At 33.7% G+C, this 26,066-nt stretch carries 30 protein-coding genes; 26 read left to right on the forward strand and 4 right to left on the reverse strand.

Going from position 1 to position 26,066, the window contains the following annotated elements; translation table 11 throughout:
• The first annotated feature begins 7 nt into the window (after positions 1-7).
• From BAQ44_RS14075 to BAQ44_RS30850, 9 genes are all read left to right on the forward strand, one after another.
• Positions 8-211, forward strand: a complete 204-nt coding sequence (locus BAQ44_RS14075; RefSeq protein WP_000956364.1) for a hypothetical protein — start codon at positions 8-10, stop codon at positions 209-211.
• Positions 212-279: 68 nt separating this feature from the next.
• Entirely contained in the window at positions 280-483 is a 204-nt protein-coding gene (locus BAQ44_RS14080) for a hypothetical protein (protein WP_000879955.1), read from the forward strand.
• A 72-nt stretch (positions 484-555) separates the two neighbouring features.
• Complete coding sequence (locus BAQ44_RS14085) at positions 556-762, forward strand: hypothetical protein (protein WP_000879954.1); 207 nt, start codon at positions 556-558, stop codon at positions 760-762.
• Positions 763-833: 71 nt separating this feature from the next.
• Positions 834-1,439, forward strand: a complete 606-nt coding sequence (locus BAQ44_RS14090) for a WxL domain-containing protein (protein WP_000672678.1) — start codon at positions 834-836, stop codon at positions 1,437-1,439.
• Between the two features lie 70 nt (positions 1,440-1,509).
• The gene (locus tag BAQ44_RS14095) at positions 1,510-2,595 is read left to right on the forward strand and encodes a DUF916 domain-containing protein (protein WP_000844610.1); all 1,086 of its coding nucleotides are present in this window, start codon (positions 1,510-1,512) and stop codon (positions 2,593-2,595) included.
• A 31-nt stretch (positions 2,596-2,626) separates the two neighbouring features.
• Entirely contained in the window at positions 2,627-4,552 is a 1,926-nt protein-coding gene (locus BAQ44_RS14100; RefSeq protein ID WP_000871008.1) for a WxL domain-containing protein, read from the forward strand.
• A gap of 38 nt (positions 4,553-4,590) precedes the next feature.
• Positions 4,591-5,136 (forward strand): hypothetical protein, encoded by a 546-nt coding sequence (locus tag BAQ44_RS14105; protein WP_000029929.1) that lies wholly within the window; start codon positions 4,591-4,593, stop codon positions 5,134-5,136.
• Positions 5,133-5,756, forward strand: coding sequence for a hypothetical protein (locus BAQ44_RS14110; RefSeq protein ID WP_001088469.1), 624 nt, complete (start codon positions 5,133-5,135; stop codon positions 5,754-5,756). Before BAQ44_RS14105 ends, BAQ44_RS14110 begins: the two co-directional genes overlap by 4 nt.
• 111 nt (positions 5,757-5,867) lie before the next feature.
• Entirely contained in the window at positions 5,868-6,029 is a 162-nt protein-coding gene (locus BAQ44_RS30850) for a hypothetical protein (protein ID WP_000130911.1), read from the forward strand.
• 238 nt (positions 6,030-6,267) lie between these two features.
• Here the strand turns inward: BAQ44_RS30850 and BAQ44_RS14115 are convergent, their stop codons facing one another.
• Complete coding sequence (locus BAQ44_RS14115) at positions 6,268-7,083, reverse strand: hypothetical protein (RefSeq protein WP_001165543.1); 816 nt, start codon at positions 7,081-7,083, stop codon at positions 6,268-6,270.
• A 348-nt stretch (positions 7,084-7,431) separates the two neighbouring features.
• Here BAQ44_RS14115 and BAQ44_RS14120 point away from each other — a divergent pair, with 348 nt between their 5' ends.
• The 10 genes from BAQ44_RS14120 to BAQ44_RS14165 all read left to right on the forward strand — a co-directional run bounded on the left by BAQ44_RS14120 (position 7,432) and on the right by BAQ44_RS14165 (position 16,862).
• Positions 7,432-7,983 (forward strand): hypothetical protein, encoded by a 552-nt coding sequence (locus tag BAQ44_RS14120; protein ID WP_001027668.1) that lies wholly within the window; start codon positions 7,432-7,434, stop codon positions 7,981-7,983.
• A gap of 112 nt (positions 7,984-8,095) precedes the next feature.
• The gene (locus BAQ44_RS14125) at positions 8,096-9,871 is read left to right on the forward strand and encodes an LPD1 domain-containing protein (RefSeq protein ID WP_001048059.1); all 1,776 of its coding nucleotides are present in this window, start codon (positions 8,096-8,098) and stop codon (positions 9,869-9,871) included.
• A complete protein-coding gene (locus tag BAQ44_RS14130; protein WP_001108764.1) occupies positions 9,861-11,174 on the forward strand; it encodes a DUF3854 domain-containing protein in 1,314 nt (437 codons plus the stop codon). The genes BAQ44_RS14125 and BAQ44_RS14130 overlap by 11 nt, the downstream gene beginning before the upstream one ends.
• 362 nt (positions 11,175-11,536) lie before the next feature.
• Positions 11,537-11,986 (forward strand): hypothetical protein, encoded by a 450-nt coding sequence (locus BAQ44_RS14135; protein ID WP_001124741.1) that lies wholly within the window; start codon positions 11,537-11,539, stop codon positions 11,984-11,986.
• A 105-nt stretch (positions 11,987-12,091) separates the two neighbouring features.
• Positions 12,092-12,814 (forward strand): hypothetical protein, encoded by a 723-nt coding sequence (locus tag BAQ44_RS14140; protein ID WP_002019908.1) that lies wholly within the window; start codon positions 12,092-12,094, stop codon positions 12,812-12,814.
• A 180-nt stretch (positions 12,815-12,994) separates the two neighbouring features.
• A complete protein-coding gene (locus tag BAQ44_RS14145) occupies positions 12,995-13,315 on the forward strand; it encodes an ArsR/SmtB family transcription factor (RefSeq protein WP_000658768.1) in 321 nt (106 codons plus the stop codon).
• 182 nt (positions 13,316-13,497) lie between these two features.
• Entirely contained in the window at positions 13,498-14,883 is a 1,386-nt protein-coding gene (locus BAQ44_RS14150; protein ID WP_000802654.1) for an FAD-dependent oxidoreductase, read from the forward strand.
• Positions 14,884-14,962: 79 nt separating this feature from the next.
• Entirely contained in the window at positions 14,963-15,166 is a 204-nt protein-coding gene (locus BAQ44_RS14155) for a hypothetical protein (RefSeq protein ID WP_000236376.1), read from the forward strand.
• A gap of 26 nt (positions 15,167-15,192) precedes the next feature.
• Positions 15,193-16,263, forward strand: a complete 1,071-nt coding sequence (locus tag BAQ44_RS14160) for a flavin-containing monooxygenase (protein WP_000658827.1) — start codon at positions 15,193-15,195, stop codon at positions 16,261-16,263.
• 110 nt (positions 16,264-16,373) lie between these two features.
• The gene (locus BAQ44_RS14165) at positions 16,374-16,862 is read left to right on the forward strand and encodes an arsinothricin resistance N-acetyltransferase ArsN1 family A (protein ID WP_000405749.1); all 489 of its coding nucleotides are present in this window, start codon (positions 16,374-16,376) and stop codon (positions 16,860-16,862) included.
• A 150-nt stretch (positions 16,863-17,012) separates the two neighbouring features.
• On the opposite strand, the gene rnjA is transcribed toward BAQ44_RS14165, so the two are convergent.
• The 3 genes from rnjA to BAQ44_RS14180 form a co-directional block, all read right to left on the reverse strand.
• Positions 17,013-18,680, reverse strand: coding sequence for a ribonuclease J1 (gene rnjA, locus BAQ44_RS14170; protein ID WP_000854867.1), 1,668 nt, complete (start codon positions 18,678-18,680; stop codon positions 17,013-17,015).
• Between the two features lie 103 nt (positions 18,681-18,783).
• Positions 18,784-19,203, reverse strand: a complete 420-nt coding sequence (locus BAQ44_RS14175) for a universal stress protein (protein ID WP_000277007.1) — start codon at positions 19,201-19,203, stop codon at positions 18,784-18,786.
• Positions 19,204-19,225: 22 nt separating this feature from the next.
• Complete coding sequence (locus tag BAQ44_RS14180) at positions 19,226-20,689, reverse strand: SulP family inorganic anion transporter (protein WP_000229539.1); 1,464 nt, start codon at positions 20,687-20,689, stop codon at positions 19,226-19,228.
• A 180-nt stretch (positions 20,690-20,869) separates the two neighbouring features.
• On the opposite strand from BAQ44_RS14180, the gene BAQ44_RS14185 reads away from it, so the two are divergent.
• The 7 genes from BAQ44_RS14185 (at position 20,870) to BAQ44_RS14215 (ending at position 25,744) form a co-directional block, all read left to right on the forward strand.
• A complete protein-coding gene (locus BAQ44_RS14185) occupies positions 20,870-21,412 on the forward strand; it encodes a recombinase family protein (RefSeq protein WP_000904931.1) in 543 nt (180 codons plus the stop codon).
• Between the two features lie 272 nt (positions 21,413-21,684).
• Positions 21,685-22,038: an ArsR/SmtB family transcription factor gene (locus BAQ44_RS14190; protein ID WP_000536398.1), complete on the forward strand. Its 354-nt coding sequence runs from the start codon at positions 21,685-21,687 to the stop codon at positions 22,036-22,038.
• Position 22,039: 1 nt separating this feature from the next.
• Entirely contained in the window at positions 22,040-22,480 is a 441-nt protein-coding gene (locus tag BAQ44_RS14195; protein ID WP_000021465.1) for a hypothetical protein, read from the forward strand.
• A gap of 131 nt (positions 22,481-22,611) precedes the next feature.
• Positions 22,612-24,375, forward strand: a complete 1,764-nt coding sequence (locus tag BAQ44_RS14200) for a SulP family inorganic anion transporter (protein WP_001214613.1) — start codon at positions 22,612-22,614, stop codon at positions 24,373-24,375.
• Positions 24,376-24,461: 86 nt separating this feature from the next.
• On the forward strand, positions 24,462-24,986 hold the full coding sequence (locus BAQ44_RS14205; protein WP_000426344.1) for a hypothetical protein: 525 nt from the start codon (positions 24,462-24,464) through the stop codon (positions 24,984-24,986).
• A 41-nt stretch (positions 24,987-25,027) separates the two neighbouring features.
• Positions 25,028-25,267 carry a D-alanine--poly(phosphoribitol) ligase subunit DltC gene (gene dltC, locus BAQ44_RS14210; protein WP_000077294.1) on the forward strand — a complete coding sequence of 80 codons (240 nt, stop codon included), beginning with the start codon at positions 25,028-25,030 and terminating at the stop codon, positions 25,265-25,267.
• 135 nt (positions 25,268-25,402) lie between these two features.
• Entirely contained in the window at positions 25,403-25,744 is a 342-nt protein-coding gene (locus BAQ44_RS14215; protein WP_000067663.1) for a zinc ribbon domain-containing protein YjdM, read from the forward strand.
• Positions 25,745-26,066: the final 322 nt, after the last annotated feature.

The raw sequence follows: 26,066 nt of genomic DNA on the forward strand, positions 1-26,066 counted from the left end.
AAAATATATGCTAACGAAAATGAAGAATTGGGTAAAAAATGAAGACTCACAATTATCATCAGAAAATGGTATGTTAATCGCCTTGGCGGTAATTATTGTGCTAGTAATTGGACCATTTGTATGGAAAGCAATCCAAGGCGGCTATGATACAATTCTAGCTCGATTCACAAAAGCATCAAGCAATGCAGATGTGAATACTTGGAACAAGTAATAAAAGTTTTAGGTTCATGATGTTTATTATGTATATAGTTCAAATAAATGAATAAGGGAGATTCAATCATGTTAGCAAAAATGAAAAATTGGTTAAAAAATGAGGATTCACAACTATCATCAGAAAACGGTATGTTAATTGCCTTGGCGGTCATTATCGTATTAGTAATTGGGCCGTTTGTATGGAAAGCAATCCAAGGTGGTTATGATACGATCCTGGCACGATTCACAAAAGCATCAAGCAATGCAGACGTAAATTCTTGGAATAAGTAATAAAAGATTTAAATAATTAAGTTCTTATTTTAGTAAATTCTTAAAATCGATATATAAAGGAGACGAAATGTAATGTTAGCAAAAATGAAGAATTGGTTAAAAAATGAGGATTCACAACTATCATCAGAAAACGGTATGTTAATTGCTTTAGCGGTCATTATTGTATTAGTAATTGGGCCATTTGTATGGAAAGCAATCCAAGGCGGTTATGATACAATTCTAGCTCGATTCACAAAAGCATCAAGCAATGCGGATGTAGATTCTTGGAACAAAAAATAAATTTTAATTGAAAATAAGAGGGGGCGTGTTTTATATAGCTCCCTCCTTTTAAAATATAAGGAGGTACTATGATGAAATTCAGTAAAGTAATGATTCCTACATTAGCAACATTAGCCCTTGGCATGTCATTAATTAGTACACCTGCAAGTGCAGCAACAACAGCTGATACAAAACTAAATCAAAGTATAACAGGTGGGGAACATAATATTGCTGTTACACCAGTTAGTAACTTTAACGCGGTAACACTAAGTGGAGAAACGCAAGTGACACATGCAAATCCTGGTGTGCTAACAGTGACAGATGCAACTGGTTCAGGGAATGGTTGGAGAATCAATGTGAAAGCAGATCAATTTAAAGTGAGTGGAGATGCAAAGTCAAATCGGACACTTCCAAAGGGTTCCTTAGTTTTGAATAGTGGTGGTGCTGCTATAACGAAAGTAGGAGGGACAAGTTCACCCAATCCAGAGTTTAAAACGACTAACTTTATTATAGATACTGATAATCAAGTTACGATTTTAAGTGCGAAAAAAGATGAAGGTATGGGGAAATATAATGTTAGTTTCAATGATAAGTCTCTAGCTTTAACGTTAAATCCACATAGTACGTATGTTGAGAATAAGGCTGGTGCTACCTCATATGAGTCAAAACTGACATATTCTATTGTAACAGGACCTTAAAAGAAATTTATTATATAGAAGGGAATCACGTATGTATGATTCTCTTCTGTACATAGAAAGAAGGGGCAGAATGAAAAGCTATGTATATAAAATTTTAATTAGTATTTTGGTTGTGATTATATTCATTTTAAGTATAAGCTTAAAACCTTTTAAAGTAGTTTATGCAGAAGAAAAACAAGATAGTTTACCATTTGATGTAAGCATTCATGTCCCGGATAATCAACTAGGCGATATAAAAAATTATTTTAATTTACAGGTGAAAAAGAAACAGAATCAAACAGTAAAAATGGATGTACACAATAAAGCTAATACTCCAATCAAAGTCAATGTAAAAGTTGCTAACGCTCTCACCTCTACAAATGGAGGTATTATGTATGTACCAAATCGTGAAGTCTCACAAAGTATATTAACAGATACAGATTTCTATATGGATCAGTATGTACAAGCTCCTGACGCTGTTAACTTAGAGGGGAATCAAACGAAAACTATAGAGGTACATTTAACGACACCAAATCAAGATGGAGTGTTTTTAGGAGGATTATTATTTGAGTTAGCCCACGATACTAAAGCACAGAAGCTTGAAAAGGACGGATTGAACTTTTCTGTACATAATCGCATTGAATATGCGGTAGCAATACAATTGAATAATGAAGAGACTGAAAATTCAGTTAGTAAAGAACATCTTAAACTAAATGGCACAACTGTAGAATCTTATCCAACACAACCACAAGTCCATGCACTTATTCAAAATACAAATGCAAATATTGTAAGGGATGTAGCAGTTTACTATGAAGTTTTATCACAGGATAACGTTCTATTTCATGGTAATATTCCAGCGTTCAATGTAGCGCCAAAATCTAAGGTAGGATTAGCAATCCCATGGAAAGCGAAAGAATACAAAGATGGAAAGTATACACTAAAAGTCACTATAAAAGAGAATGGTATACCAAAAATATTTACAGAACAGATACGCATAACTGCTTCTAATGTAACAGAGTATGCGGAACAAACAGGTGCAATAAAAGTGTTGCCTGGATATTCTAATCAAATATATATAATAGCCGCTGGTGTTTTTATATTAATTATTTCAATGTTTGTATTTGTATGGTGGAGAAAAAAACATGCAAGTCAGAAGGAGCAAAATAAGGCAGCTTAGATAGCGTAAAAATGGAATGGGGGAGGAAACAGTGAAATGGGGGAAGATTCTTACTTCGATCATACTTTTAGGTGTATCGTGCGTAATTAGTGATTCAAAAGATAACTCTGTATTAGCTGATCAAATAGTAAAACAGCAAAGTGGTATTCCAACACTCACTGCAAGTGGAAAAGAAAATGAAGTGAAGCTAGAATGGGCGATTGATATCTTAGAGCAGGACGTCTTATGGAAAATTGATTTTAATAACCCCAAAGACGTTAATTTGATGAGTGGTTGGGGAGAGTTTTACGGAAACGGGAATCAAAGTTTACAATCTGAAGTCTTTTATCCAAATGGTACAGATACTAGTGGATACAAAGTATTTGATACAAAATCGGGAGGGAATCGTGTCTTATATCCTTATACAGTAAGAGAGAGTTCCATTGCTGTTTTTAAGCGATTAAACGTACCTAATAATGCTTATATTTCAGCAACGTTTAAAGCAAAGTCACAAGGATTAGGAAGAATTAGTTTCTATGGTGATGGAGGCTGGGAAACAGGGAGAGAATTTGACTATTATAATGCTACTGTTTTGAAAGATGTTCCAGGCGGTTCAAAAGAAATAGAAATTAGTAATATCTCTTTGTTTCCAGAGAAGGAACCGGGTACCAACATACCAAGGGATAGAAGACATATAACTTCGGATATAAACAAAGATGTGTATCAAGATTCCCCTATGATTGAAAAGGTAATACCGTATCAGGATGGTTCTGGAAAGGGAAAGATAATATTAAATAGTCCTATTGTGACCCCGATGAAACAAGGTGATCGCCTAAAAACAAGAAAATGGGCAGCACCTATCCAATTACCAAATAATCGTACGATCACAAAGAATGATTCTAATAAAGATATAAATGGATGGTCTACGTTTAGTATGAATACTCAAGTTGCAAATAATCCGTTTTATATTACCGAGCAACGAGGTGTAACTTTTTATATGCTTGCTTATTCAGAAGGGATTACCTATGTGGATGAGTTAAAAGTGGGATATGCATCGGAAGCGGAAGTATACAGGGGAAATCAGCAAATATATAAGGGTAGACTCTCTGACTATGTAGATAAAGAAGCAAAAGATCAGGCAGTGCCAACAACACCTGAAAGCTTCCAATTTGAAAATAGAGAACTGAAAGAAACTAAAGTAACGTTTGCCCCTGCTAAAGATGAAGGGAGTACCTATCATTATAAAATTCGTGGAGTTGGCAGGAATGGCGTTTCGGATTTTTCTAAGGAAGTTCCTGCAACTGTAACAAGTGGTGTAAAGGGATATGAATATGTAGTGAATGATAAATCCGACACTTCACTTGATAAAGTGGGTGGTGTTCAGTTTACAAATCAGACTAGCATTCAGTTTCCAACTGATTATGCGAAACCACAATATGTACATATCCGTACAGTAGATAAAGCTGGGAATAAAAGTACGACGAAGCATATATCTACAACACAAAAAGGACGAGTAGACATGCTTACTGTTCCTAAAAGTGTAGAGTTTACTCCTATTCAACTAAATGGAGAAAAGCAAAATTCATTTGGTACATTAGGGAAACTCATGATACATGATAGTCGAAATCAAGCGGATGGATGGAGATTGAATATGACAATTTCTCCATTTACAGAGCCGAATATTGCAAAACAATTGCCAAAGGGTTCTTTATCCTTAAAAAATCAGGTAAGTATAACTAAAGTAAAAGGTCCAGAGACAGGGAAACCTATCATACAAATTCCAAGTACACCTATTGATACTGGGGCGGCACACACTATTATACGGGCTTCAAAAGATGTAGCAATTGGAGAATATCAAGTCGATTTTGGACAAAATGGATTACAACTGCAGTTAGATCCAGGGACAACTTATGTAGGGAAGAATCGGCAAGCTACTTATACTTCTACGGTCACCTGGTCTCTAGTGAGTGGACCGTAATAATTCATTAAAATAGGAAAAAATAAGGAGAAAAAATTATGAGTATATATGTAATAGGAATACTACTAGGATATATGGCCCTGAATGTATTTACTGATTTGAAATATAGAAAAACGAAAAATATATGGCATTTGCTATTCTTAATTGTAGGTATAGGAATCACGTATTTTGCTGGAATAAGAACAGGGAAAGAGATTGTGATTGTACTAGCTATGGCATTAGCGTGTGGTTTGTTGTTAGAGACATTTAAATTTTCTTCACCCGGTGATACAAAAATGCTTGTGGTGGTAGCTATATATGTTAGTAATTTAGTGGAAGAATCAGCAATCCTTACTGCTATTACATTAACAGCTTTCCATTTACTATTCTTTTGGATTGCTAGTGTGTATCGATTAATTAAAATTTTGGGGTTTGTGGGGGCGTTTAAAGACCAATTGGAGCATGCTGCTTCTATATTTGGGGCAAAGCTACCAAAGAAAGAAATACAGCTGATACAGAGCTTTCCGGGGGCTTGTTCTATTTTATTAGGAGCAATTGTATATGTTGCTTTCACTTTTTATCAAAACGGAGGTATTTTAGCTTGAATAGTAGAATCATTCATCAAAGAGAAACGTATATTTACTTCACGATATTCGCATTAGTAGGGGTACTTATTACCAATATGTTTATTAATATGGTGTTTATACTAGCGTATCCGTTACTTATCGGATTAATTGTACAGGTTGTCTTGCTTCAGAAGATAAAAAAACCGTTTTATCGGAGCGGAAAAGAATTAACGGAACAGTTAAAACTAAAAAACATATTCCTAGTAGAATCAAATATTTTAGGAGATGAAGAAGGAACAGTTTATGAGGTGCATCAAATGCCTTTTACATTCTCTAATGGATTAATTAATAAAGACAAGACTTATAAAGTGATAAAACAAGAGTATGAGAGAAAAGTCAAAGAGGATTTAACGAAAATTGCAAAATGGCAAGTTACAACAAAAGCTAGGCTTGTTACTACAACACATTTTCGTTTATATACAATTTGGCAGAAAAATAGTACAGGCTATCAATTAAAAAAAATAGAGGATTGTATTGATCCATATGCCAAGATGAACATTATACAATGGATGATTGCTTCCTTCTGTACGACTGGTCGTATTAAGTACGATAAAAAACCAAAAGAGTGGGCAAGTTATGAATGGATTACTTTAAGATAAATAAAAAAGACAGAAAAACTTCTGTCTTTTTTATTTTGGGCTTAAAATATGAAGTCAAAATGAATATATTAAATAGTGTAATAGATAAAATATTCGAAGGAGTAGATTTAATTGACTGATTTACCAATGATTTTAGGAATGCTATTTTGGTTAGGATGGGCTTTATTCTGCTGTTTAGCTCTTTTTAGAGCAAAAGATGAAAATAAGTACTTAAAAAGCCTCATGTTTAGTATGTTTATGACTATGTTAGTAATTAAGATGGGTGGATATTAATAGAGAATGTGTAGGGGGAATTTCCTGCCGTGTAAAATTAGTAGTTATTTATTTATCCCCTAAAAAAAGATCTCCATATAAAATGGAGGTCTTTTAAAATGACGATGAGATATGACTCAATATCTCGTGTAGGATACTTTAATTATACATGATTTCAAGAAAGTGAAAAAGAATATGCACGATATAACTATAAAATATTTGAAATGCTAAATTGTTAAAAATAGTATGCTTTTATGATTTATGTAATTATTCTTCTTGGTTGTGACATTTTTATTGGAGAATCGATTTTAAGATCATCAGGTGCATCAGGTACAAATTCATCACAAAAATAATTATGATAATTTGCTATCCATGAATATTTTTTTAGTAATTTATGATTATTTGCATAGGTATGTAATGCACTTAAAATCTGATTACGATGTGTTTCTAAATGGGGGAAGAATGGTGTGAAATCCCCATTAAACGCTTCTTCCTCGTACAATTCAAATAAAACATATAGGTAATTTAAAAACCACTCTCCGTCCATATCCTCAAGCAGTTCAAAATAAAAAGGGTTATCATATTGTGATGGGTAATAAGCCATATATTTATGTACTTGTTCTATACTTTTTTCACCTAGAATAATTCTAGGATAAACAGCTACTTGAGATTCTAGTTTATATGCTGTAATCAATTCAGGGCCGAAAACAGTTTCTTCATCCATGAAGTGAGGACCAACACTTACTCCACCACGTATAAAGAATCCATCAAGCGCTAAAGAGAATTGATATTGTGCTAGGTTAAGGAAAGTGGTTCCTAATTCTCCCTCGCCATCTCCATAAATAGGCCATCCAATTACCACGTTGTCAGTAAAAACCTTAACCTTTGCTAGCGACAATTGATTGGTGATAGCGTGTCGAGCTTTGTTTAATGATGTATGTATCTGATTTAAAAATACATCTCCTTCGTCGGAATTAATCGCTTTCATGCCCAATTGCGAAAATCCTAATACATCGATAAAAGATACAACTGAAGGAATTAATCTTGGATTATTTGAATCATACCCTATTTGCAAAATATTCTACCTCCTTTATATATTTGTATTATACCGCTAAATACTATAAATATATAACGACACTTGATAATACTTAATAAATTTAATAATATATAACTATATTTATTGTTTAATTGATTCCGTTTATTCCCACACCTTATTGTGTTGTGGTTGAGTTGTAGAAGCAAGTTGCGTCTTGTTTCACTTATGAAAGGGCTTCTTTGAGCCGATTAGTGTATATATAGCTTATTTTGCTATGCACATTTTTAATCGACTTGAAGAAGCCCTTTTTGTGTTGTTTTCAAGTCTGTTTGATTGTTAGAACCCATTATTACACTGGGCAAAATTATTATTTAGGGGGATTTATTTATGAATATCAGTTATGAAGTATCTTTATTTTGTTCTGCACATCCAGATGAACTTATTCCAAGTTTACGTGCATTACGAATGAGAGTTACAAAAGAAGGAGCATTTTGGGAACGAGATTGTTATCAGTTTTCCATTAAACCATCAAACTTGTCACAGCGAGCAGCAAAACAAGCAGGGGAAATCTATTTGTATCATGTTCATTTTAATGGATGTGTACGGGATTTCCTTTTTTTATTGGAAAGATGTTTTAGAGGAACGAGTTTTCGCTTTACTGCTATCCGTGGTTTTTTAAATGTAGAAGGGTATTCACTTAAGAAATGGAAACCAATTCTACGTAACCACCACATAAACTCTGCAGATGTAGATTGTATTTTCAAGAAAGATGATCTTGTAATGATTGTGCATCATCATGGAGGTTTAGAGGTGGTTAAGCGTGCGGAAAAAGGCGAACAATTAAAAAAAGTAAACTTCTTAGAGGTAGATAGCTGGTTACAAGCACTAAATCCGACAAAAGAGGATCTATTCTCTTTAACAGGTGTGAGTGTATCGTAATGAGTAATTTACATAACTATATGGAAGTGTACAGACAGAGGGAATGACAGAAATCCGTAGTGCAAAATGACTATGAATTTCTGTCTTTTATTTTATTCAGGAGGATTTTAGTATGAATTTATTTGAACTGTTTGGTTTAGAGGTTGGAGAAGACGTAATGGTACAAGATGTGAGAACAGATAAACAAGTTCGCAATCGATACAGTTATGATGTAGGTGAGAAATTAGTGGGAGCAAAGAAAGAGATACGAGCTTTAAAAGAATCATTTTTAGTATCATTTTCTTTAGAAATTTTAGCTGAAATTGAAAAAGAATCTCCAGTAGAGGCGCTAAATGCATTGGATCGAAATACATTGATTCCATTCTCTTTTGAACATGAAAAAGAAAATGATGTCCCACCACGTGTTGCAAAGTTAAAGCAACTGCTAGTGGGCAGAATTAATAAGAAGCCAATTGTAGATACACCGACTGCAAGGAAACTATATGTTCAAGCATGTAGAAGAATATGGCATGATATACAGTCGGTACATACCTCAGAACAATGGGTAGATCTTGTGGTCTCTTATGGAATGGAAATGAACAATAGTTGGTCTGCATTTAGAAAAAATAAGAATGTAACATTCACATTTAAAAGAATGGTAGAGGAATATTTTGATGAGTTTATTGATGCAGATGGTATGGAGTTATTAATATTAGGAAAGAAATTCATATCACTTTGCACAAATTCAAAAAGTATTAATTCTACGTATCTTCGTGTATCACATGAACTAACATGGAAGGATTTACTTACGAAAAAGGTTACGACTCGTAAGAAATCCGCAGCTGCTTGGAGTAGGAAACTGCCAGATACTCTGCAAAGAAAAGGACCAGAAGTAGAAATTGCTACCAAACCTGAAGACGTAGTTGCTATGTTTGGGTTGAAGGGGATGCAATTTGGTCATTATTGCACCGAACAATATGCAAAAGAACATATCGGGCATGTATCCGAAGCATTGCAGGATTTAGCTCGTATATTGGGAATTCCACCTGAGTATATAGGGTTAGGAGGACGCTTAGGACTTGCTATTGGTGCGAGAGGAAGCGGCAATGCATTAGCACATTATGAACCTTCTACCAAAGTCATTAATTTAACTCGTGATAATGGAGTCGGGGCATTGTGTCATGAATGGGGACATGCATTGGATCATTTCTTATATGATTGTAGTCACGATTTTCAAAATGGTAGTCTTGCTTTCTTATCAAGCGGGAAGAGTATTGGGAATATCTTGCCTGCTATTATCAAGGAAAAGATGCAAGCTGTGTTAGAGGCTTGTAAACAAGGAAAAGTTGCCAGAGTAATCAACGTGGAAAATGCCTACAGTAGAAAGTGGTATTTCTATGGTGGTGTTATCGATAGTTATGATGTGTTTAAAGGAAATCTTTCAAATATTTTAGAATCACATCATGCTAGTTTGTGTAGGAAGCTTGATACTTTATCAGGAGCTACAAAAACGCGTATGGAGCGTAAAATTGAAAAAGAATTCGAGAAAACCGCACAAATGTTAGCTGCATATCATTATAAAAAAACTGGCGAAAAACTTGTTGAAATATCCTATCAAGTGAAAGGGTCTATATACTTTGATACAGCCATTAAGTTAGATAAGAAGAGAACCAAAAAGTATTGGTCTACAAATCATGAGATGTTTGCTAGAGCATTTGAAGCATATGTAGAATCAGCTTTGCTAGATCAAGAACATAGAAACGATTATTTAGTTTGTGATACATATTCTTTTGTCTATCCGTTAGGAGAACAAAGAGAACATCTAAATAGAAGTATAAAGAGTTTAATGGAAGTAGCTGTTCCATATATAATAAATAGTATACAAGGAGTGGGAAATGATGAATTATAACATACAAAAAGGACAATTTCGTTTAACAACTGCACATCCAAGAGGAAGTTGGTGGGAATTTTATCGTGTTCCATGCCCAATCTGTAATGGTATTGGAAACTGTATGCTGCATGTTTCACAGGAGAAAGTAGCATGTACCCGTGTGGAAAGTAAGTGGGTATACGGTAAAAATTCAAGTAATCCAAGTTATATCCATTATCTAAATGGTAAGAAGCAATACCAATTACCAGAGGTAGATGTAGTAAAGGGGCATAGTAAGCGAAGTAAGGAAGAATTAGATGTATTTAATCGTAATTTAATCGGATTTTTGCCGTTAGAGGAGAAGCATCATATACATTTACTGCAAGATAGAAAAATGACTGAAGAAGAAGTACAGGTACGTCAATATCGTTCGTTTTTAAAGCAACAAATTGTGTTGGAAGATGATAATACGTACACAACTATTTGGGAAAAGTTATTTAAACAAATTGGCAAAAAAGATTGTTGGAAGGGAATACCTGGATTTTATGAAATGAAGAAAGGACAAACTTCTCTTCGTTTAATGGCAGGTTTTCCAGGAATTATGATTCCATTCCGAAACCAATATAATCAAATTGTTGGTTGGCAAGTACGTGTAGATGAAGTAAAGAACTCTGTTCATGTGAAATCTGGGCCTACAGGTATACAAGCCGAACTAGTCCAACAGCCTAATGTTGTGAAAATAACGAAAAACGAGGATTGTATCTATGAAGGAAAACTAGAAATAGGGAAAAATAAAGAATTATTAATCGACGGGGAAAAGGTTGTTGTAAAGATACATAAAGGTCAAAAATACTTATGGATCTCTTCAGCAAATAAAAATGAAGGAACCGGTGCGGGAGGTAGTGAAAATCCACTTCCTGTACATGTAGCGGTACCAAGCTCACATTTGAAACATTGGAAGTCTGGTATGCTGCACAAAACAAAATCAGTAATGATTACAGAAGGGCCGATGAAGGCGGATTTGATTGCCGATTTACTTCCTCAAAGACTAAATAAAGAAGAAATAGCTAAAGTAGGGACAACAGTTCTTGCGATTCCAGGTGTAAATGCATGGAGAATCGTTATGCCAGTATTAAAAGATATGGGAGTAGAAAATGTATACTTAGCATTTGATGCTGACTTAGTAGAGAATGAAAAAGTAAGAGCTGCCTTAATTGCTTTTGCGACAGAGTTAAAGAAAGAGGGCTATAACGTAATTATTGCGGCATGGAACCCAGCACAAGGGAAAGGTCTGGATGATGCAATGCAAGCTGCTTTCAAACCAGTTTTTCGCACAATATAAAAAATCATAATGTGTAATTACAACAAAGTCGTGGATTATACAAGAAAGTTGTTTATTCTACAACAAAGTTATACATGATACATGAAAGATGTAGACTTAAAATATTATTAGATTATATGAGGAAAAGCATGACAATTGTACGTCATGCTTTTTTTTATAGGTCAAAAAAGGAATTTTAGGAGGTTTTAAAGAATTAATAATGGTTAGGATTCTGTATTGACAAAATTATTGTTTTTATTGAGGTATATATTAAATAGAAATTTGAAGAATTATACTAATTATTAATTTAAGAAGTCGGTTTTACATACATGCATATATATATCTAACTTTTTAGTTAAGACATAATAAAGGGAGCTATAGTAATGCCAAAAAAATTTATAATTTCTAAACAAAGCGACATGGCTGGATTTTCATCTTTTAAGTGCTCATTTTGTGGAGAAGAATTTAAATTAAGAGCCGATGAAGTACAAGAAGATGATGTTATGGAGTTATTTTGTCCTAGTTGTGGTATTCCTTGTCCAGTTTCTACATACTACACTGAGGATATTAAGGAAAATGCTATGATATTAGCAGAGAATGAAATGGCAAAAGCGGTAAATGATCTATTTAAAGGATTAGAAAAGTCTTTGAAAAGAAGTAAGGGCATGAAATTTAAAGCTGGGAAACTTATGACAACAAAACAACCAAGAGTATTATATGAAAAAGATGATTTAGATGAAGTGATGTTTTTATGTTGTGATAGAAAAGCTAAATTAACTATATTAACTAAAGCAGGTCATTCTCCATTTTGTCCATACTGTGGGGTGAATTAGTTGGAAGCTTCAGTTCTTATTCCTATTAAAAAATTTAAAATTCTCTCTAAAAATTTTAGGAGAGTCTCTGGAGATTTGTTGAATTCAAGTGATATACATGAGACCATGAGATTGGCTAAAAAGTTTGTTACATATATTGAAAGTGAACCTATTATTTATGACTTTATACGTAAATGTCATACACAAGACTATAATTTAGAGGAAATGATAGGACTAAAGACATATGGTTCAAAGTATGATATTCCTATTGATAATAATGAAGAAATCAGCTTTATTTATCAACTTTTAAAATATGCAACAGTGCACTTAAATGATTATCATGAATTAACATTTGGATATGCTTTCTATAAAGGAGCAAAATTTTCAGATCAAGTACGAGAATTTAATTATCAAGTTGTAAGACTTTTAGTAAATCATATTACAGATTATTTAGAGGAGATGGCAATTGAATTGGGAATTGATGAAAAACCGAATGCAAAAGTATTAATTCAAGGTAATGTAGGACAATTTAATTATGCAGAACAAGGGAATATTGAAGCTAATCAAATAAATAACCAAGATGAGGGGAAGGAGCTTAAAAAAATAGCTCAAGAACTAATGGAACTCCTAAGAGGGGCATCTATGGAAAATAAAGATGTTCAAGAAGATGCTATAGATTTTGTTGGAGAGGTAGTACAAAATATCGAGGAAGGTCATGAACCGAAGCCGTCTCTTCTTAGAAGAACAACAAATGCTTTGACGGAAATTAATTCAACGGTGGAAGGGGGATCTCAACTTGCTATTAAGATTGGTCAATTTGTAAATCTAGTGAGCAGTTGGATTTCTTAAAAAGTCAGTGGTTTACGTTAATATTAAAAAGACATTTACGGATGATATTAGTAAATGTCTTTTTAATTAATAATTACTTTTGCAACTAATAAATCAATTTTTTTTGATTTATTAGTTGCAAAAGTAATGAAAGGCATATATATTATAAATATCAAAAAAAATTGATGAAAGGAAATTACCATGAAAGAAATAAAATTATACAATCAATCAACTCCTCAATCCTTTGAAAAATATGAAAAAAAGTTCAAAGCATTGGCAGATCAAAAAAGGTTACACATCTTGTATGAATTGTGCCAACGTGGAGAAACTTGTGTATGCGATTTAACGGGTGTTCTTGAATTACCACAATCAAAACTTTCGTATCATTTAAAACTTTTACTTGATGCAAATCTTATTACAAAAGAAACAAAAGGGACATGGAGTTACTATAACATTAATAAAGAAGAAGTAGATGCACTATTATCTGAGCAATTATGCTGTATATTTCGTCCTATGTCATAATTTTGGTTGGGGCGAAATAGCATTTTAATATATTATTAATCAATTTTTTTTGATCAATACAGCTTTTTATAAATGATTAAACTCGAATAATCATTCTGGTATTTAAATCAACTTTTTTTGATTTAAATAATTAAATTTATATTTTACACTTACAAATTTAAAGAAAATTAGGAGGTTTTTTTATGAAACCTATTCAACTTTCATTCAAAGTACAAGATTGTTGTGGAACAGACAATCAAACATTACAAAGCAATATCGATATGCAAGGATTAAAACAGTTACCAGTTGCCATTATTGGGGGAGGTCCTGTAGGTTTAGCTGCAGCTGCACATTTAGCAAAACATGGTGAATCATTTATCTTATTAGAAGCTGGGGCAAATATAGGTTCAAACATCCTTACATGGGGCCATGTGCGGTTATTCTCACCTTGGCAATATAACATAGATAAAGCAGCTCTAGCTCTTCTTGAACAACATGGCTGGGAATCACCAGACATAAAAGCATTACCAACAGGAAGAGAAATTGTAGAACAATACTTACAACCGCTTGCGAATCTTCCGGAAATTAAACCATTTATCCATTTGAATACTAAAGTACTATCTATAGGTAAGAAGGATACAGATAAAATGAAAACAACGAATCGTGAAAAAATGCCATTTATGATCTATACAGAAAAAGAAGGTGTACTTCAAGTTTATGAAGCTAGAGCGATATTAGATGCTTCCGGTACGTGGGGAAATCCAAATCCGGCAAATTCTAATGGTATCTGGTTGAAAGAAGAGCAATCCCTTAACGAGCATATTTTTTATGGTATTCCAGATATATTAGGAAACGAACAAAAGCGATATGCCAATAAGCATGTAGCTGTCGTTGGAAGTGGTCATTCTGCAATCAATGCTTTATTGGAGTTGGCAAAATTAAAGGAGTCCTATCCAGGGACTAAGATTGTATGGATTATGAGAAAGCAACGTGTGGAAGAAGCATACGGGGGAGAGGAAAAAGATGCTCTTGAAGCGCGCGGAACCTTAGGTAGCCACATTCATCAATTGGTTGATGAAGGAATCGTGGAAGTAATGACACCATATAAAATTCAATACGTAGTTAGTACAAAAAATGGAATGGACATTGTAGGTCATCAAGATGAGAAAGAAATAAAAATTACTGATATCCAAGAGATGATTGTAAATACAGGGAATCGTCCTAATTTATCTATGATAAGTGAAATACGTACTTCTATTGATACTGCTACTGAAAGTGTAGGGGCTTTAGCACCACTAATCGATCCTAACCTTCATAGTTGTGGCACTGTTCGCCCCCATGGTGAAAAAGAGCTTCGACACCCAGAGAAAGGTTTCTATATTGTAGGTTCAAAAAGTTATGGAAGAGCGCCTACTTTCCTTATGGCGACAGGATATGAACAAGTTAGATCTATAGTTGCTTACCTTACTGGTGATTATGAGGCAGCTGAAAAAGTAGAACTTGATTTGCCAGAGACTGGTGTTTGTAGTGTGAATGTAAAGCCTAATAAAGTAGATGATTCATGTTGTGGTACAGAATCTTGTTGTTAAGGAGACTGACTGTAAGGAGTAGTAATTTATATTACGCCTCCTTACAGAAGAATTAAGTTTGAAAGGAGAACACAATGAAATGGTTATTAATCATGCGGGTAATTTAAAGAAAGACTATTTTGTATCCTATATAAGATTAATAATGAATGCCCACCAATGTAATGTTGAAAATGCAAAGGATTATGTTTTTCAAAGTATGTTCAGACTCGAAAAAAACAGTTTAGGAAAGAAAACTTATCAGAGTTTCCTTGAAGCGTATCGAGAATTAAAAGAATCTAATTAAATAAGTAAATCAAAGGTGGGATAATGATGAAAGAAATATTAGATTCCATTGTAATTGGAGGAGGGCAAGCTGGTCTTGCGTCTGGTTATCACCTTCAAAAAAAAGGATTACAGTTTTTAATATTAGAAGCGAGTGAGCGAACAGCTGGGTCTTGGCCTTACTATTATGAAAGTCTGAAATTGTTTTCTCCCGCACGTTTTTCATCGTTACCTGGAATGCAATTCCCAGGGCATCCTGATGATTATCCCACGAGGAACGAAGTGATTGATTACTTGCAAAATTATGTGGACAATTTTCAGCTACCAGTTATGTTAAATCAGCGAGTAGAATCTATAGAAAAAGAAGATGGAATATTTAAAGTTCAAACAGTCTCTGGAAAGACATTTTTGACTAGAACTATTATAAATGCAACTGGTTCTTTCCACAGTCCGTTTAATCCGATAATAAAGGATCAAGAGGAATTCAAGGGGAATATTATACATTCCGCTATGTATCGGAGTCCGAATCAGTATATTAATCAAAGAGTAGTGGTGGTGGGGCGGAGAAATTCAGCTGTCCAAATTGCACTTGAACTGGCCGATGTAAGTAAAGTATCTTTAGCTGTACGAAAGCCTGTTCAACTCATGAAACAAAAAGTGTGGGGGAAGGATTTACATTTTTGGCTTAAGGTATTAGGTGTAGATACCTTTCCGTTTTGGCGATTTGGAAAAACAGCACCGAGTTCAGGAGGAGTCATCGATTTAGGTGATTACAAGGAACGATTAGCTAGGGGGAATCCAGATCAAAGGTCTATGTTTACATCTTTTTACACTGATGGTGTAGTTTGGCCTGATGGGAAGAAGGAGCCAATCGATACGGTCATTTTTGCAACGGGCTATCACCCTAATCTCTCTTACTTCAATGCTATTGGAGCACTGGACTCAGAAGGAAGACCTTTACAAATAGCTGGTGTAAGTACAGAGGTCCAAGGGGTGTATTATGTTGGCTTGGAAGGTCAACGTTCGTTTTCTTCTGCGACATTAAGGGGAGTTGGATCGGATGCTAAATTTGTTGTGAGAAAGCTAATAAGCTATTTGAAAAATGAATATTTTAGATAATGATATTAACCCTATGACTTGGTGGGGATTTGGTTACGTCCTTAAATTGCACAACTTAAGTCAAAAATCAAAAGTAATGTAAAGGTAAGGGAGATTAGGGGGAAATAAGTATGGAGATTAGAAAAGCAACTGAACAAGATGTACAAGAAATTACGACTATTTATAATGAGGGTATCGAAGATCGTATTGCAACTTTAGAGACAGAAATAAGAACAGATAAATATGTAATGGAATGGCTATTTCAACGAGAAAAAAGATATTCAGTAATTGTCATGGAAGAAAATTCTCATATCGTTGGCTGGGCTTCCATTAATCCATACAGTCATCGATGCGCCTATCGTGGAGTAGGAGAATTATCTATATACATAAAAAGAGAATATAGAGGAAAAGGTTTGGGACAGAATTTACTTTTAGCACTAGAAAAAAATGGACAACAAAATGAATTCTATAAATTTGTTTTATTCACTTTTTCTTTTAATAATCTTGGCCAAGGGTTATATCGTAAAATGGGCTATCGAGAAGTAGGGGTATTTGAAAAACAGGGAATCATGGACGGCGAGCATGTCGATGTTATGATTATGGAAAAATTATTAGGCTAATATTGTAATGATTTCAAATCCAAAAGCAAAAACCAGTGATTGGTGGCATCACTGGTTTTTGCTTTTTATTAATCTAGTACCTTAATAGTTTGGAACCTGACGTATTGGAATACATAAAATAAGGTATAAATATTATGAATGTTTTTCTTTTTAAACTTCCATAATGATTGGAAGAAGCATTGGCCGACGTCCGGTTTTGGAATATAAGAATGGACTTAATACTTCTACAAGTGTTTGTTTTATTTGTGCCCAATTTATGATCCCTTCATTTAGTAAATTACATATACAATCTTCTACAATATCTTCTATTTTCTTCATGAGTTCTTCTGATCCACGCATATATACAAAGCCTCTTGTAACAATCGCCGGCTGAGATACTAATCGCTTTTGTTTACAATCTAAATTTAGGCTTATAATAATGATTCCTTCTTCAGATAAAATTCTACGGTCACGTAAAACAATGTTTCCAATATCACCTATACCACTCCCGTCAACATACACAGCCTGAGAAGATATGGTTTTACTACTAATTCTAGCCTCTCCTTTGGAGATTTCTAATACTTGCCCATTATCCATAACAAAACAATTTTCTAAAGGGACACCACATTCTACAGCTAATTCTACATGCTTTTTTAACATACGATATTCTCCGTGAATAGGCATGAAATATTTCGGCTTTAAAAGGGAGAGCATCAATTTTTGTTCTTCTTGTGCTCCATGACCAGATGTATGAATATCACTTATTTTATGATGAATTACATTTGCACCTACTCGATATAGTTGATTAATCGTTCTGTTAACACTTAACACATTCCCTGGAATCGGGGAGGAAGAAAGAACAACTGTATCTCCAGGAATAATTTGAATTTGTCGGTGATTATTATATGCAATTCTTGATAAAGCTGCCATTGGTTCCCCTTGACTTCCCGTACATATAATAGTTACTTGGTGACTTGGAATATGATTGATTTCATGTACGCCAACGAATATGTCCTTTGGAGCTTGGATGTATCCTAAGTCTCTTCCGATTTGAATTGTTTTTTCCATACTTCTTCCTACAACTACAACTTTACGATTATACAAAATAGAAGCCTCTACAACCTGTTGCAATCTGTGAACGTTAGATGCAAAAGTGGCAAATAAGATACGTCCCTGAGCCTCTGAAAAGATTTCCTTTACAGACTGCCCAACCTTTTTTTCTGACATTGAAAAGCCAGGAACTTCACTATTTGTACTGTCGGATAGTAAACACAATACACCTTCTTTTCCGATTTCAGCAATTTTGTGTAGGTTCGCCTCAGTACCAGCGGGTGTAAAATCGAATTTGAAATCACCAGTATGTACAACATTTCCATTTGGAGTGGTGACTACTATACCAAATGCGTCAGGAATACTATGTGTTGTTCGGTAAAAACGTACTTTCGTGTGTTGAAATTTAACTTCTGTTTCATCCAATATATTTCTTATTTCAACATGGCGGATATTATGTTCTTCAAATTTACTTTTAATTAATGCTGCAGCTAGCTTCCCAGCATATATCGGTACTTGTATGCATTTAAATAGAAAGGGAACCCCGCCAATATGATCTTCATGTCCGTGTGTGATGAATAATCCTTTTATTTTATCTTTATTTCTTTCTAGATACGTATAATCGGGTATAACATAATCAATACCTAATAGTTCAGAGTCAGGAAATTTAAATCCGGCATCTACAATGATGATTTCATCTTCATACTCAATGACATACATATTCTTTCCAATTTCTCCAAGGCCACCTAAAGCAAAAATCTTTGTTTTTCCACTTTGTAGTGTTTTCATGTGCCAACTCCTTACATATTAAAATATTTCAAGTTTCCTTTATTATAAAAATTCCTGATTTTGAATAAGAATTTTCAAAATCAGGAATCATACAAAAAATATATTATTTTACAATCAGTACTGGACATTGAACCCTTTTAGCTACTTTATGGCTCACACTTCCTAGTACCATTTCTTGCAACGCATTGAGTCCACGACTACCAAGTACCACTAATTCAAAATGACCTTTATTCGCATGCTCTACAATGGTTAGCCCTGGTTCACCATGTAATATTTTAACTTCATAAGAAATACGATTTTCTTTTAATTTTTCTTCAATAGGTAAAAGTCTCTTACGACGGGATAACTCTAATTCTTCTTTCCCTTGTGCGTGAATAACTTCATTCTTTGCTTTTGCATAATCAACTACAAATACAATCTCAACTGTACATTCGTTAGCTAAGGATGCAATTTTTATTGCTTCTTGTGTAGCACGTAAGGAATGTTCAGAACCATCTACAGCCAATAGGATTTTTTTATACATAATTTTCACTCCTAATCATGAATTAATGTGAAGAAGCTTTTCTATTTGGGTTATTATATACAGCTAATTTTTCTACGAGTTTCTTACTAGAAGAATTTAAGTTTGTAATGGTAACAATATTTTGATTTTCTTGGTACTTAATAACAACTTTGTCGATAGCTCCAACTGCCGAATCATCCCAAACATGCGTGTTTGAGAAATCAATGACAATGCTTCTATTTTTAACATTAAAATCAAATGATTCTACGAATCCTTCTACAGATGCAAAGAACAATTGACCATCTACATCAAATATCATATTTGAACCATCTTGTCGTTTTGTAACTTTTATCTTTGAAATTTTAGCAACAAAGAATATAGCACTTAGTAATACACCAGCAATTACACCTTTAGATAAATCATGCGTTGCAACTACGATAATAACTGTCACTAACATAACTGCTGCATCACTTCTTGGCGCTTTTACTAAATATGAGAACGAAGACCAATCAAATGTACCAATGGAAACCATAATCATAATACCTACTAGAACAGGCATTGGAATTTGTACAACTAAATCTCCTAATACAATGATGAGAAACATTAAAAATAGTCCTGCGATTAGAGTAGACAGTCTACCACGTCCGCCTGATTTTACGTTGATTACAGATTGCCCAATCATTGCACAACCTGCCATACCACCAAAGAAACCCGTAACAATATTAGCGATTCCTTGACCTCGGGACTCTTGATTTTTATTACTTTCTGTTCCAGTCATGTCATCTACAATAGACGCTGTTAGTAAAGATTCCAATAGTCCAACAATCGCTAAAGCAATGGAATATGGAAAAATAATGCTTAATGTTTCAAATGTGAATGGAACGTCTGGAATAAAGAACGATGGTAATGATTTTGTAATCGCTCCTAAATCACCGACAGTTCGTAAGTCCAAATGCATATAAATCGCAATCGCTGTTAATAATACAATCGCTATTAATGGAGCTGGAATTGATTTAATAAATCGCGGTACAATATAGACAATTGCTAATGTAATTGCAACAAATACATATGTCAGATTGGAAATACCAATAAAATGTGGTACTTGAGCCATAAAAATTAAAATTGCTAAAGCATTAACAAACCCAATCATGACAGCACGTGGGATAAATTTCATTAATCGTGCTACTTTACATACACCAAAAATAATTTGTATAACACCTGTTAAAATTGTTGCGGCTAATAAATAATTTAGCCCGTGCTCTTTTACTAAAGGAACCATAAGTAATGCCATTGCACCTGTTGCCGCTGAAATCATTCCAGGACGACCACCTACAAAGGCAATAATAACTGCAATACAAAAGGATGCATATAATCCCACCATCGGATCTACACCTGCAATAATTGAAAATGCAATTGCCTCTGGAATTAATGCTAGTGCAACAACAATCCCCGCAAGGATATCCGCTCTAACATTTGAAAACCATTCTGTTTTTAATTTTTCTACCACTGTTTTATACACCTCATATCATTTATTTTTTGGCTTTTAAGTCTCATAAAAGCCGTGTTCACATTACGATAAAAACAGTCTAACACTTATCGTCCCAAAAAGGAACCTTTTTGATACTTATTTTACTCGTCCAAGTTATGGTATGATAAAAGAAACGTCTTAACTGTTAGGAGAGCATGTATGTTAATCGGATATATGAGACCGTATCAAGATGATCTGAAATGCGAAGAACAACTAAAAAAATTAGAAAAAGTAAATTGTACAACAATCGTTTCAGAGGAACATTCATCAGCCAAAAAAAGAACACAACTTAAAAGTATGATAAGTAACCTGAACCCAGGTGATAAAATAGTCGTTACAAAACTTTTTACATTAGCTGATTCAACACGCCATCTAGTGGAGTTAATAGAAAACATTGATAGGAAAGGTGCTTATTTTCAATCTCTTACTGAGGGAATTGATACAAGCAATACAGCTGGATATCCATTCGGCTATATTGTAAATCATCTTGTTAATTTTCAAAGTGACGTGATAAGTGAAAAAACAAAAAAAGGTTTATATGAAGCAAAACAAAAAGGAATCACTCCTGGACGACCCAGAAAACCTGACAAAAATGTAAAACGTGCGATAGTCATGTATCAAAGTGGAGAGTATAGTCTCGTTCAAATAAAAGATGAAACAGGGATTAGCAAATCCACGCTATACAGGTATCTAGAAAATTAAATAGTAATTATACTTGGCATAGAACCTAATTTAACCTACAAAAATTGTGTAGAAAAGTAGTTACTCACTAATAAAAAACAAACGATTCTTTCTCTAAAGAATCGTTTGTTTTTTTATTTTATATAAATCATGTTAAAAATTTCATCATGTTGGTTTAAATGTTTATATTGAAAATTTTAAGTTCTAGAAGTATCATATACATATTCAAACATTTGAAGATGTATATGATACTTTTGGGGTTATAATTAAAAATAAATACTAGAGGTGTTTTAATGGGAACCGAAATGCAACAATTTAAAGCTGATTTTTTTAAAGCCTTATCACATCCTTTGCGAATAGGTATTCTAGAACTATTGTCAGAGGGTGAAAGAAGTGTAAATGAAATTCAAACCATCCTTAACAAGGAAGGTTCAGCTGTTTCTCAACAATTAAGTGTACTACGTTCAAAAAACATTGTTGTTGGTACTAAAGATGGAAAACGAGTTTTATATTCTCTACGAGACCCTATGATTGTGGATTTACTGGTAGTTGCACGAAAAATTTTTAACAACCATTTAATCGATACGATTTCAATGTTAGAAGAACTAGATGAAACAGAACTTGAAACGATAGGTAAGGAGGGTTAGGTTGAGCATTGAAGTTAAGAAAGAAGATATCATTCAACATGGAATGGACATATTTCGCTCAATAGGAGCTCATCACGTTTGTAATGTTTGTATTAAAAGTGGAAATTCTTGTTGTTTTTCATGTCAACATTTACAGGATGGAGTTGGATGTCAAAAAAGAAATACTGCTTGTACAGCTTGGTTATGCGGGATTCAGAGCTTTTTATTTGACCAAATAGGGTTATTGGATGAATGGAATCGTTTCTGGATTGAAATTCCAGGACAAATGTTTCGTAGAGATATTACTCCAGATAAGGTAAGAATTACCTCGTTTATAGATACGAAGAAGCTAGATAGTCGAGCCGGAGAGCTTCTAGCGGAAAGATTGAAATTCTACGTACAACAAGGTGGAGATATCAGCAAACTAGAGCGTCATTTAAGCAAAACATATAACCAATATTAGGATGATGCTCTCTTTTAAATAAGGAAAAAGTGTAAGAGTATAAGAAATGAATTTGCAATTCAAATTCAATAAAAGATAATATTCTTTCGGAGGAAGTAAGATTTATTAAAAATAGAAAAGAAGGGTTTGTAATGAGAGGGTTATTTACGGGAAGGTTTGCAGGATATTCATTGGGACATTTTCAAAAGGATCTTCTTTCAGGAATAATTGTTGGAGTTGTTGCGATTCCACTTGCTATGTCTTTTGCTATAGCCTCTGGTGTTAAGCCAGAGTATGGGATTTATACAACATGTATTGCCGGGATACTCATTTCGCTATTTGGTGGTTCAAAGTATCAAATTGGAGGACCTACAGGTGCTTTTGTTCCGATTCTTTTAGGAATTGTTATTACCTATGGGTATGAAAATTTACTACTTGCTGGTTTATTAGCTGGAATTATCTTATGTCTTATGGGAATTTTTAAACTAGGCTCTTTAATTAAGTTTATTCCACGACCTGTAACAATTGGCTTTACATCAGGTATTGCTGTCATTATCTTTACGGGACAAATTGCTAGTTTTTTAGGTCTAACAGGTATAAAAAAGCATGAGGAATTTATAGCAAACCTGAAGGAAATCTTCACTCATATCGGTACGATCAATTTTTACAGTGTTATAACTGCTTTGATTTGCCTTTTTGTTATACTCATAACACCAAAGATTTTGCCAAAAGTGCCAGGTTCATTAGTAGGTGTTGTTATATCAACTTTAATTGCAACTATATTTTTCTCAGGTCATGTACCTACTATTGGTACAGCATATGGTACGATTCCAAACACACTTCCTCAATTTGGTATACCCGAAATCACATTAGAGCGTATAAAACAGTTAATCGGTCCTGCATTTGTTATTGCTATGTTGGGTGGTATTGAATCTCTTTTATCCGCTGTCGTGGCAGATGGTATGACAAATAGTAAACACAACAGTAACAAAGAACTGATTGGTCAAGGAATTGCCAATATTGTTACACCGTTATTTGGAGGAATTCCAGCAACTGGAGCGATCGCTCGAACAGCAACTAATATTAAGAGCGGAGCTACATCTGCGATGTCAGGTGTTTTTCACGGGGTATTTGTGTTATTCACACTTCTACTATTGGCTCCATATGCTTCACATATTCCACTTGCCAGTATGGCTCCCATTTTAATGGTGGTAGCTTGGAATATGAGTGAACAAAAACATTTTGTTCACATACTTAAAATGAAGACGGGGGATTCCCTTGTCTTGCTTGTAACATTTTTGCTTACTGTATTTACAAGTTTGACAACAGCTGTAGAAATCGGTCTTATTTTAGCGGTTATTTTGTTTACAAAACGTATGAGTAATATGCTTGTCATATCTAAAGTGCTTCCTGATCATACAAAAAAGAATGAAAAATTGTTACCCCATGTGGTAAATAAAGCTCATGATTGCCCGCAAATTGGTATTTACACAATAGAAGGGCCATTATTCTTTGGGGCTGCTCAAACATTTGAACAAAATATTTTAGCAACCATTCATTATAAACCCAAAGTTTTAATTTTACGTATGGGAAAAGTTCCTTTTATTGATACAACAGGAGAGTCTTACTTTAGGAATATTGTTCAGCATTTTAAAAAACAAGGTGGCGTACTTCTCATTTCAGGAATTCAATCAGAGCTAAAAGCAACTCTAGATAAGAATGGATTGTATGCTGAGATTGGGGAAGAAAACTTTTTTGATCATACCGGGGAAGCCATTAACTGTGCTTTAGGACATTTGAATACAAAGAAATGTATAGGGTGTAAGCATTTCGCTTTTCATGAATGTACCGAGCTTTCTCAACAATCTCAGGAAGTGAATACAATAAAGAATAAGGCAAATGCATTAGATTTTTAAAAAATTTACTTCACATACAAAGTTTGTTTGATTAGATCTACTCTTTTAATCCTTTTATTAAAAAATAGAGAAGGAGAAAGTTTGCTTTGGAGAATGCGGAAAAGATTTTTGCAAGGTGTGAACAAGAAGGTTTTTCATACATCCAACATATGATCATGAAACAGCAAGAAGAGAATATCTTCCTTACATTTAAACGAAAAACGGATTATACAAACAGTATCTTTTCAAAAGAGGATAAAAATAATTATGAAAAAAATGTCTCGTTTTTTTCTCATGTTTCTGGTGGTGTAATTATATGGGGAGTAGCTTCGAGTAAAAATAAAGATGGTGTGAACATAGCTAAAAAAATCCAACCTATCTCTAATGGAAAAGAGTTCTTAAGTAATCTAAATTGTTTATTTCCAAAAGATTTTTCTGCCATAAACCCGGATGTTAAAAACATATATATTCCTTTTCCTAAAGAAACAAACAATGGATTTGTAATCACATATGTTCCAGGGAACAACTATCTGTTAAGCCTTAATAACTATTATACAAAGACCAGGGATAACTTTGTAATGATGATGGGGCAAATTCTTTTAAATGATGTGTTAAAAAATAGAATACTATGAAGAAATTCATTATAAATCATGGATATAGAGGAGAATAAATAATGTCTCAATTTAAAGAGCAAGTATTAAATGTGTTAGAAGACGTATGTGAAAATGATATCGTAAAAGAGAACCCAGATGTGCAATTATTCGAAGAAGGAATTCTAGATTCTTTTGCTACAGTATCTTTATTAGTAGAATTTCAAGAACGTTTAAACATTGAAGTGTCTATTTCTGACTTTGACCGTGATGAATGGGCAACACCGAACATGATCATTAAGAAACTGAAGGATCTGCGATAAAAATAGGTTCTTGAAACATAGATAAGGGCAACTTCTTAAATTTCAACTTTAGAATTGTTAGTCTTATGAAATTATAAAAGGGAAGTTTTAAAAAGCTATATATAATGAATGACTACAAGTGGAGGAAATAAAAATATGTCTAATTTACCTAATTGCCCAAAATGTAATTCAGAGTACACTTACGAAGATGGAAATCTTTTTGTTTGCCCAGAATGTGCCCATGAGTGGACTTTAGAATCAGAAACTGAAAATAGTGAAGATACAAAGGTAATTAAAGATGCAAATGGAAATGTACTAAACGATGGTGATTCTGTAACAGTCATTAAAGATCTTAAAGTAAAAGGAACTTCATCTGTTGTAAAAATCGGTACAAAAGTAAAAAGTATTCGTTTAGTGGATGGAGACCATGATATTGATTGCAAAATTGATGGTTTTGGAGCGATGAAATTAAAATCTGAATTTGTTAAAAAGATATAAATGCGATTTTCATGCAACAGAACTAGTTTAATTGTTTAAAGTCAATGAATATACAACATTTTTAAGGTAGAAATGAAACAACTTTTATAATAAAAAGACCTCATTCATGATAAATATTCTTGAACGAGGTCTTTCTGTTTTTTTGAACTTATTTCAACCATACCTGTGTTTTTGGGGAAAACGATGCATGAGTATGTTGGAAGTATAATAACCGAAATTACTTAATATATAGAAAAACAGTTTTTAAATTGGAAATTAGAGTCTTAGAGTGGTTTTTATGTCATTTGGTTGGCGGGACCCCGTCATGTATCTATAAAAGTAG

This window comes from Bacillus mobilis (assembly GCF_001884045.1).
In the GTDB taxonomy this organism is placed as follows: Bacteria; Bacillota; Bacilli; order Bacillales; family Bacillaceae_G; genus Bacillus_A; species Bacillus_A mobilis.

Excerpts from the sequence above, each read along its gene's own strand:
- BAQ44_RS14075 (WP_000956364.1), top strand. The coding sequence starts at position 8 with ATGCTAACGAAAATGAAGAATTGGGTAAAAAATGAAGACTCACAATTA.
- BAQ44_RS14080 (WP_000879955.1), top strand. The coding sequence starts at position 280 with ATGTTAGCAAAAATGAAAAATTGGTTAAAAAATGAGGATTCACAACTA.
- BAQ44_RS14085 (WP_000879954.1), top strand. The coding sequence starts at position 556 with ATGTTAGCAAAAATGAAGAATTGGTTAAAAAATGAGGATTCACAACTA.
- BAQ44_RS14090 (WP_000672678.1), top strand. The coding sequence starts at position 834 with ATGAAATTCAGTAAAGTAATGATTCCTACATTAGCAACATTAGCCCTT.
- BAQ44_RS14095 (WP_000844610.1), top strand. The coding sequence starts at position 1,510 with ATGAAAAGCTATGTATATAAAATTTTAATTAGTATTTTGGTTGTGATT.
- BAQ44_RS14105 (WP_000029929.1), top strand. The coding sequence starts at position 4,591 with ATGAGTATATATGTAATAGGAATACTACTAGGATATATGGCCCTGAAT.
- BAQ44_RS14120 (WP_001027668.1), top strand. The coding sequence starts at position 7,432 with ATGAATATCAGTTATGAAGTATCTTTATTTTGTTCTGCACATCCAGAT.
- BAQ44_RS14125 (WP_001048059.1), top strand. The coding sequence starts at position 8,096 with ATGAATTTATTTGAACTGTTTGGTTTAGAGGTTGGAGAAGACGTAATG.
- BAQ44_RS14130 (WP_001108764.1), top strand. The coding sequence starts at position 9,861 with ATGAATTATAACATACAAAAAGGACAATTTCGTTTAACAACTGCACAT.
- BAQ44_RS14135 (WP_001124741.1), top strand. The coding sequence starts at position 11,537 with ATGCCAAAAAAATTTATAATTTCTAAACAAAGCGACATGGCTGGATTT.
- BAQ44_RS14140 (WP_002019908.1), top strand. The coding sequence starts at position 12,092 with ATGAGATTGGCTAAAAAGTTTGTTACATATATTGAAAGTGAACCTATT.
- BAQ44_RS14145 (WP_000658768.1), top strand. The coding sequence starts at position 12,995 with ATGAAAGAAATAAAATTATACAATCAATCAACTCCTCAATCCTTTGAA.
- BAQ44_RS14150 (WP_000802654.1), top strand. The coding sequence starts at position 13,498 with ATGAAACCTATTCAACTTTCATTCAAAGTACAAGATTGTTGTGGAACA.
- BAQ44_RS14155 (WP_000236376.1), top strand. The coding sequence starts at position 14,963 with ATGGTTATTAATCATGCGGGTAATTTAAAGAAAGACTATTTTGTATCC.
- BAQ44_RS14160 (WP_000658827.1), top strand. The coding sequence starts at position 15,193 with ATGAAAGAAATATTAGATTCCATTGTAATTGGAGGAGGGCAAGCTGGT.
- BAQ44_RS14165 (WP_000405749.1), top strand. The coding sequence starts at position 16,374 with ATGGAGATTAGAAAAGCAACTGAACAAGATGTACAAGAAATTACGACT.
- rnjA (WP_000854867.1), bottom strand. The coding sequence starts at position 18,680 with ATGAAAACACTACAAAGTGGAAAAACAAAGATTTTTGCTTTAGGTGGC.
- BAQ44_RS14175 (WP_000277007.1), bottom strand. The coding sequence starts at position 19,203 with ATGTATAAAAAAATCCTATTGGCTGTAGATGGTTCTGAACATTCCTTA.
- BAQ44_RS14185 (WP_000904931.1), top strand. The coding sequence starts at position 20,870 with ATGTTAATCGGATATATGAGACCGTATCAAGATGATCTGAAATGCGAA.
- BAQ44_RS14190 (WP_000536398.1), top strand. The coding sequence starts at position 21,685 with ATGGGAACCGAAATGCAACAATTTAAAGCTGATTTTTTTAAAGCCTTA.
- BAQ44_RS14200 (WP_001214613.1), top strand. The coding sequence starts at position 22,612 with ATGAGAGGGTTATTTACGGGAAGGTTTGCAGGATATTCATTGGGACAT.
- dltC (WP_000077294.1), top strand. The coding sequence starts at position 25,028 with ATGTCTCAATTTAAAGAGCAAGTATTAAATGTGTTAGAAGACGTATGT.
- BAQ44_RS14215 (WP_000067663.1), top strand. The coding sequence starts at position 25,403 with ATGTCTAATTTACCTAATTGCCCAAAATGTAATTCAGAGTACACTTAC.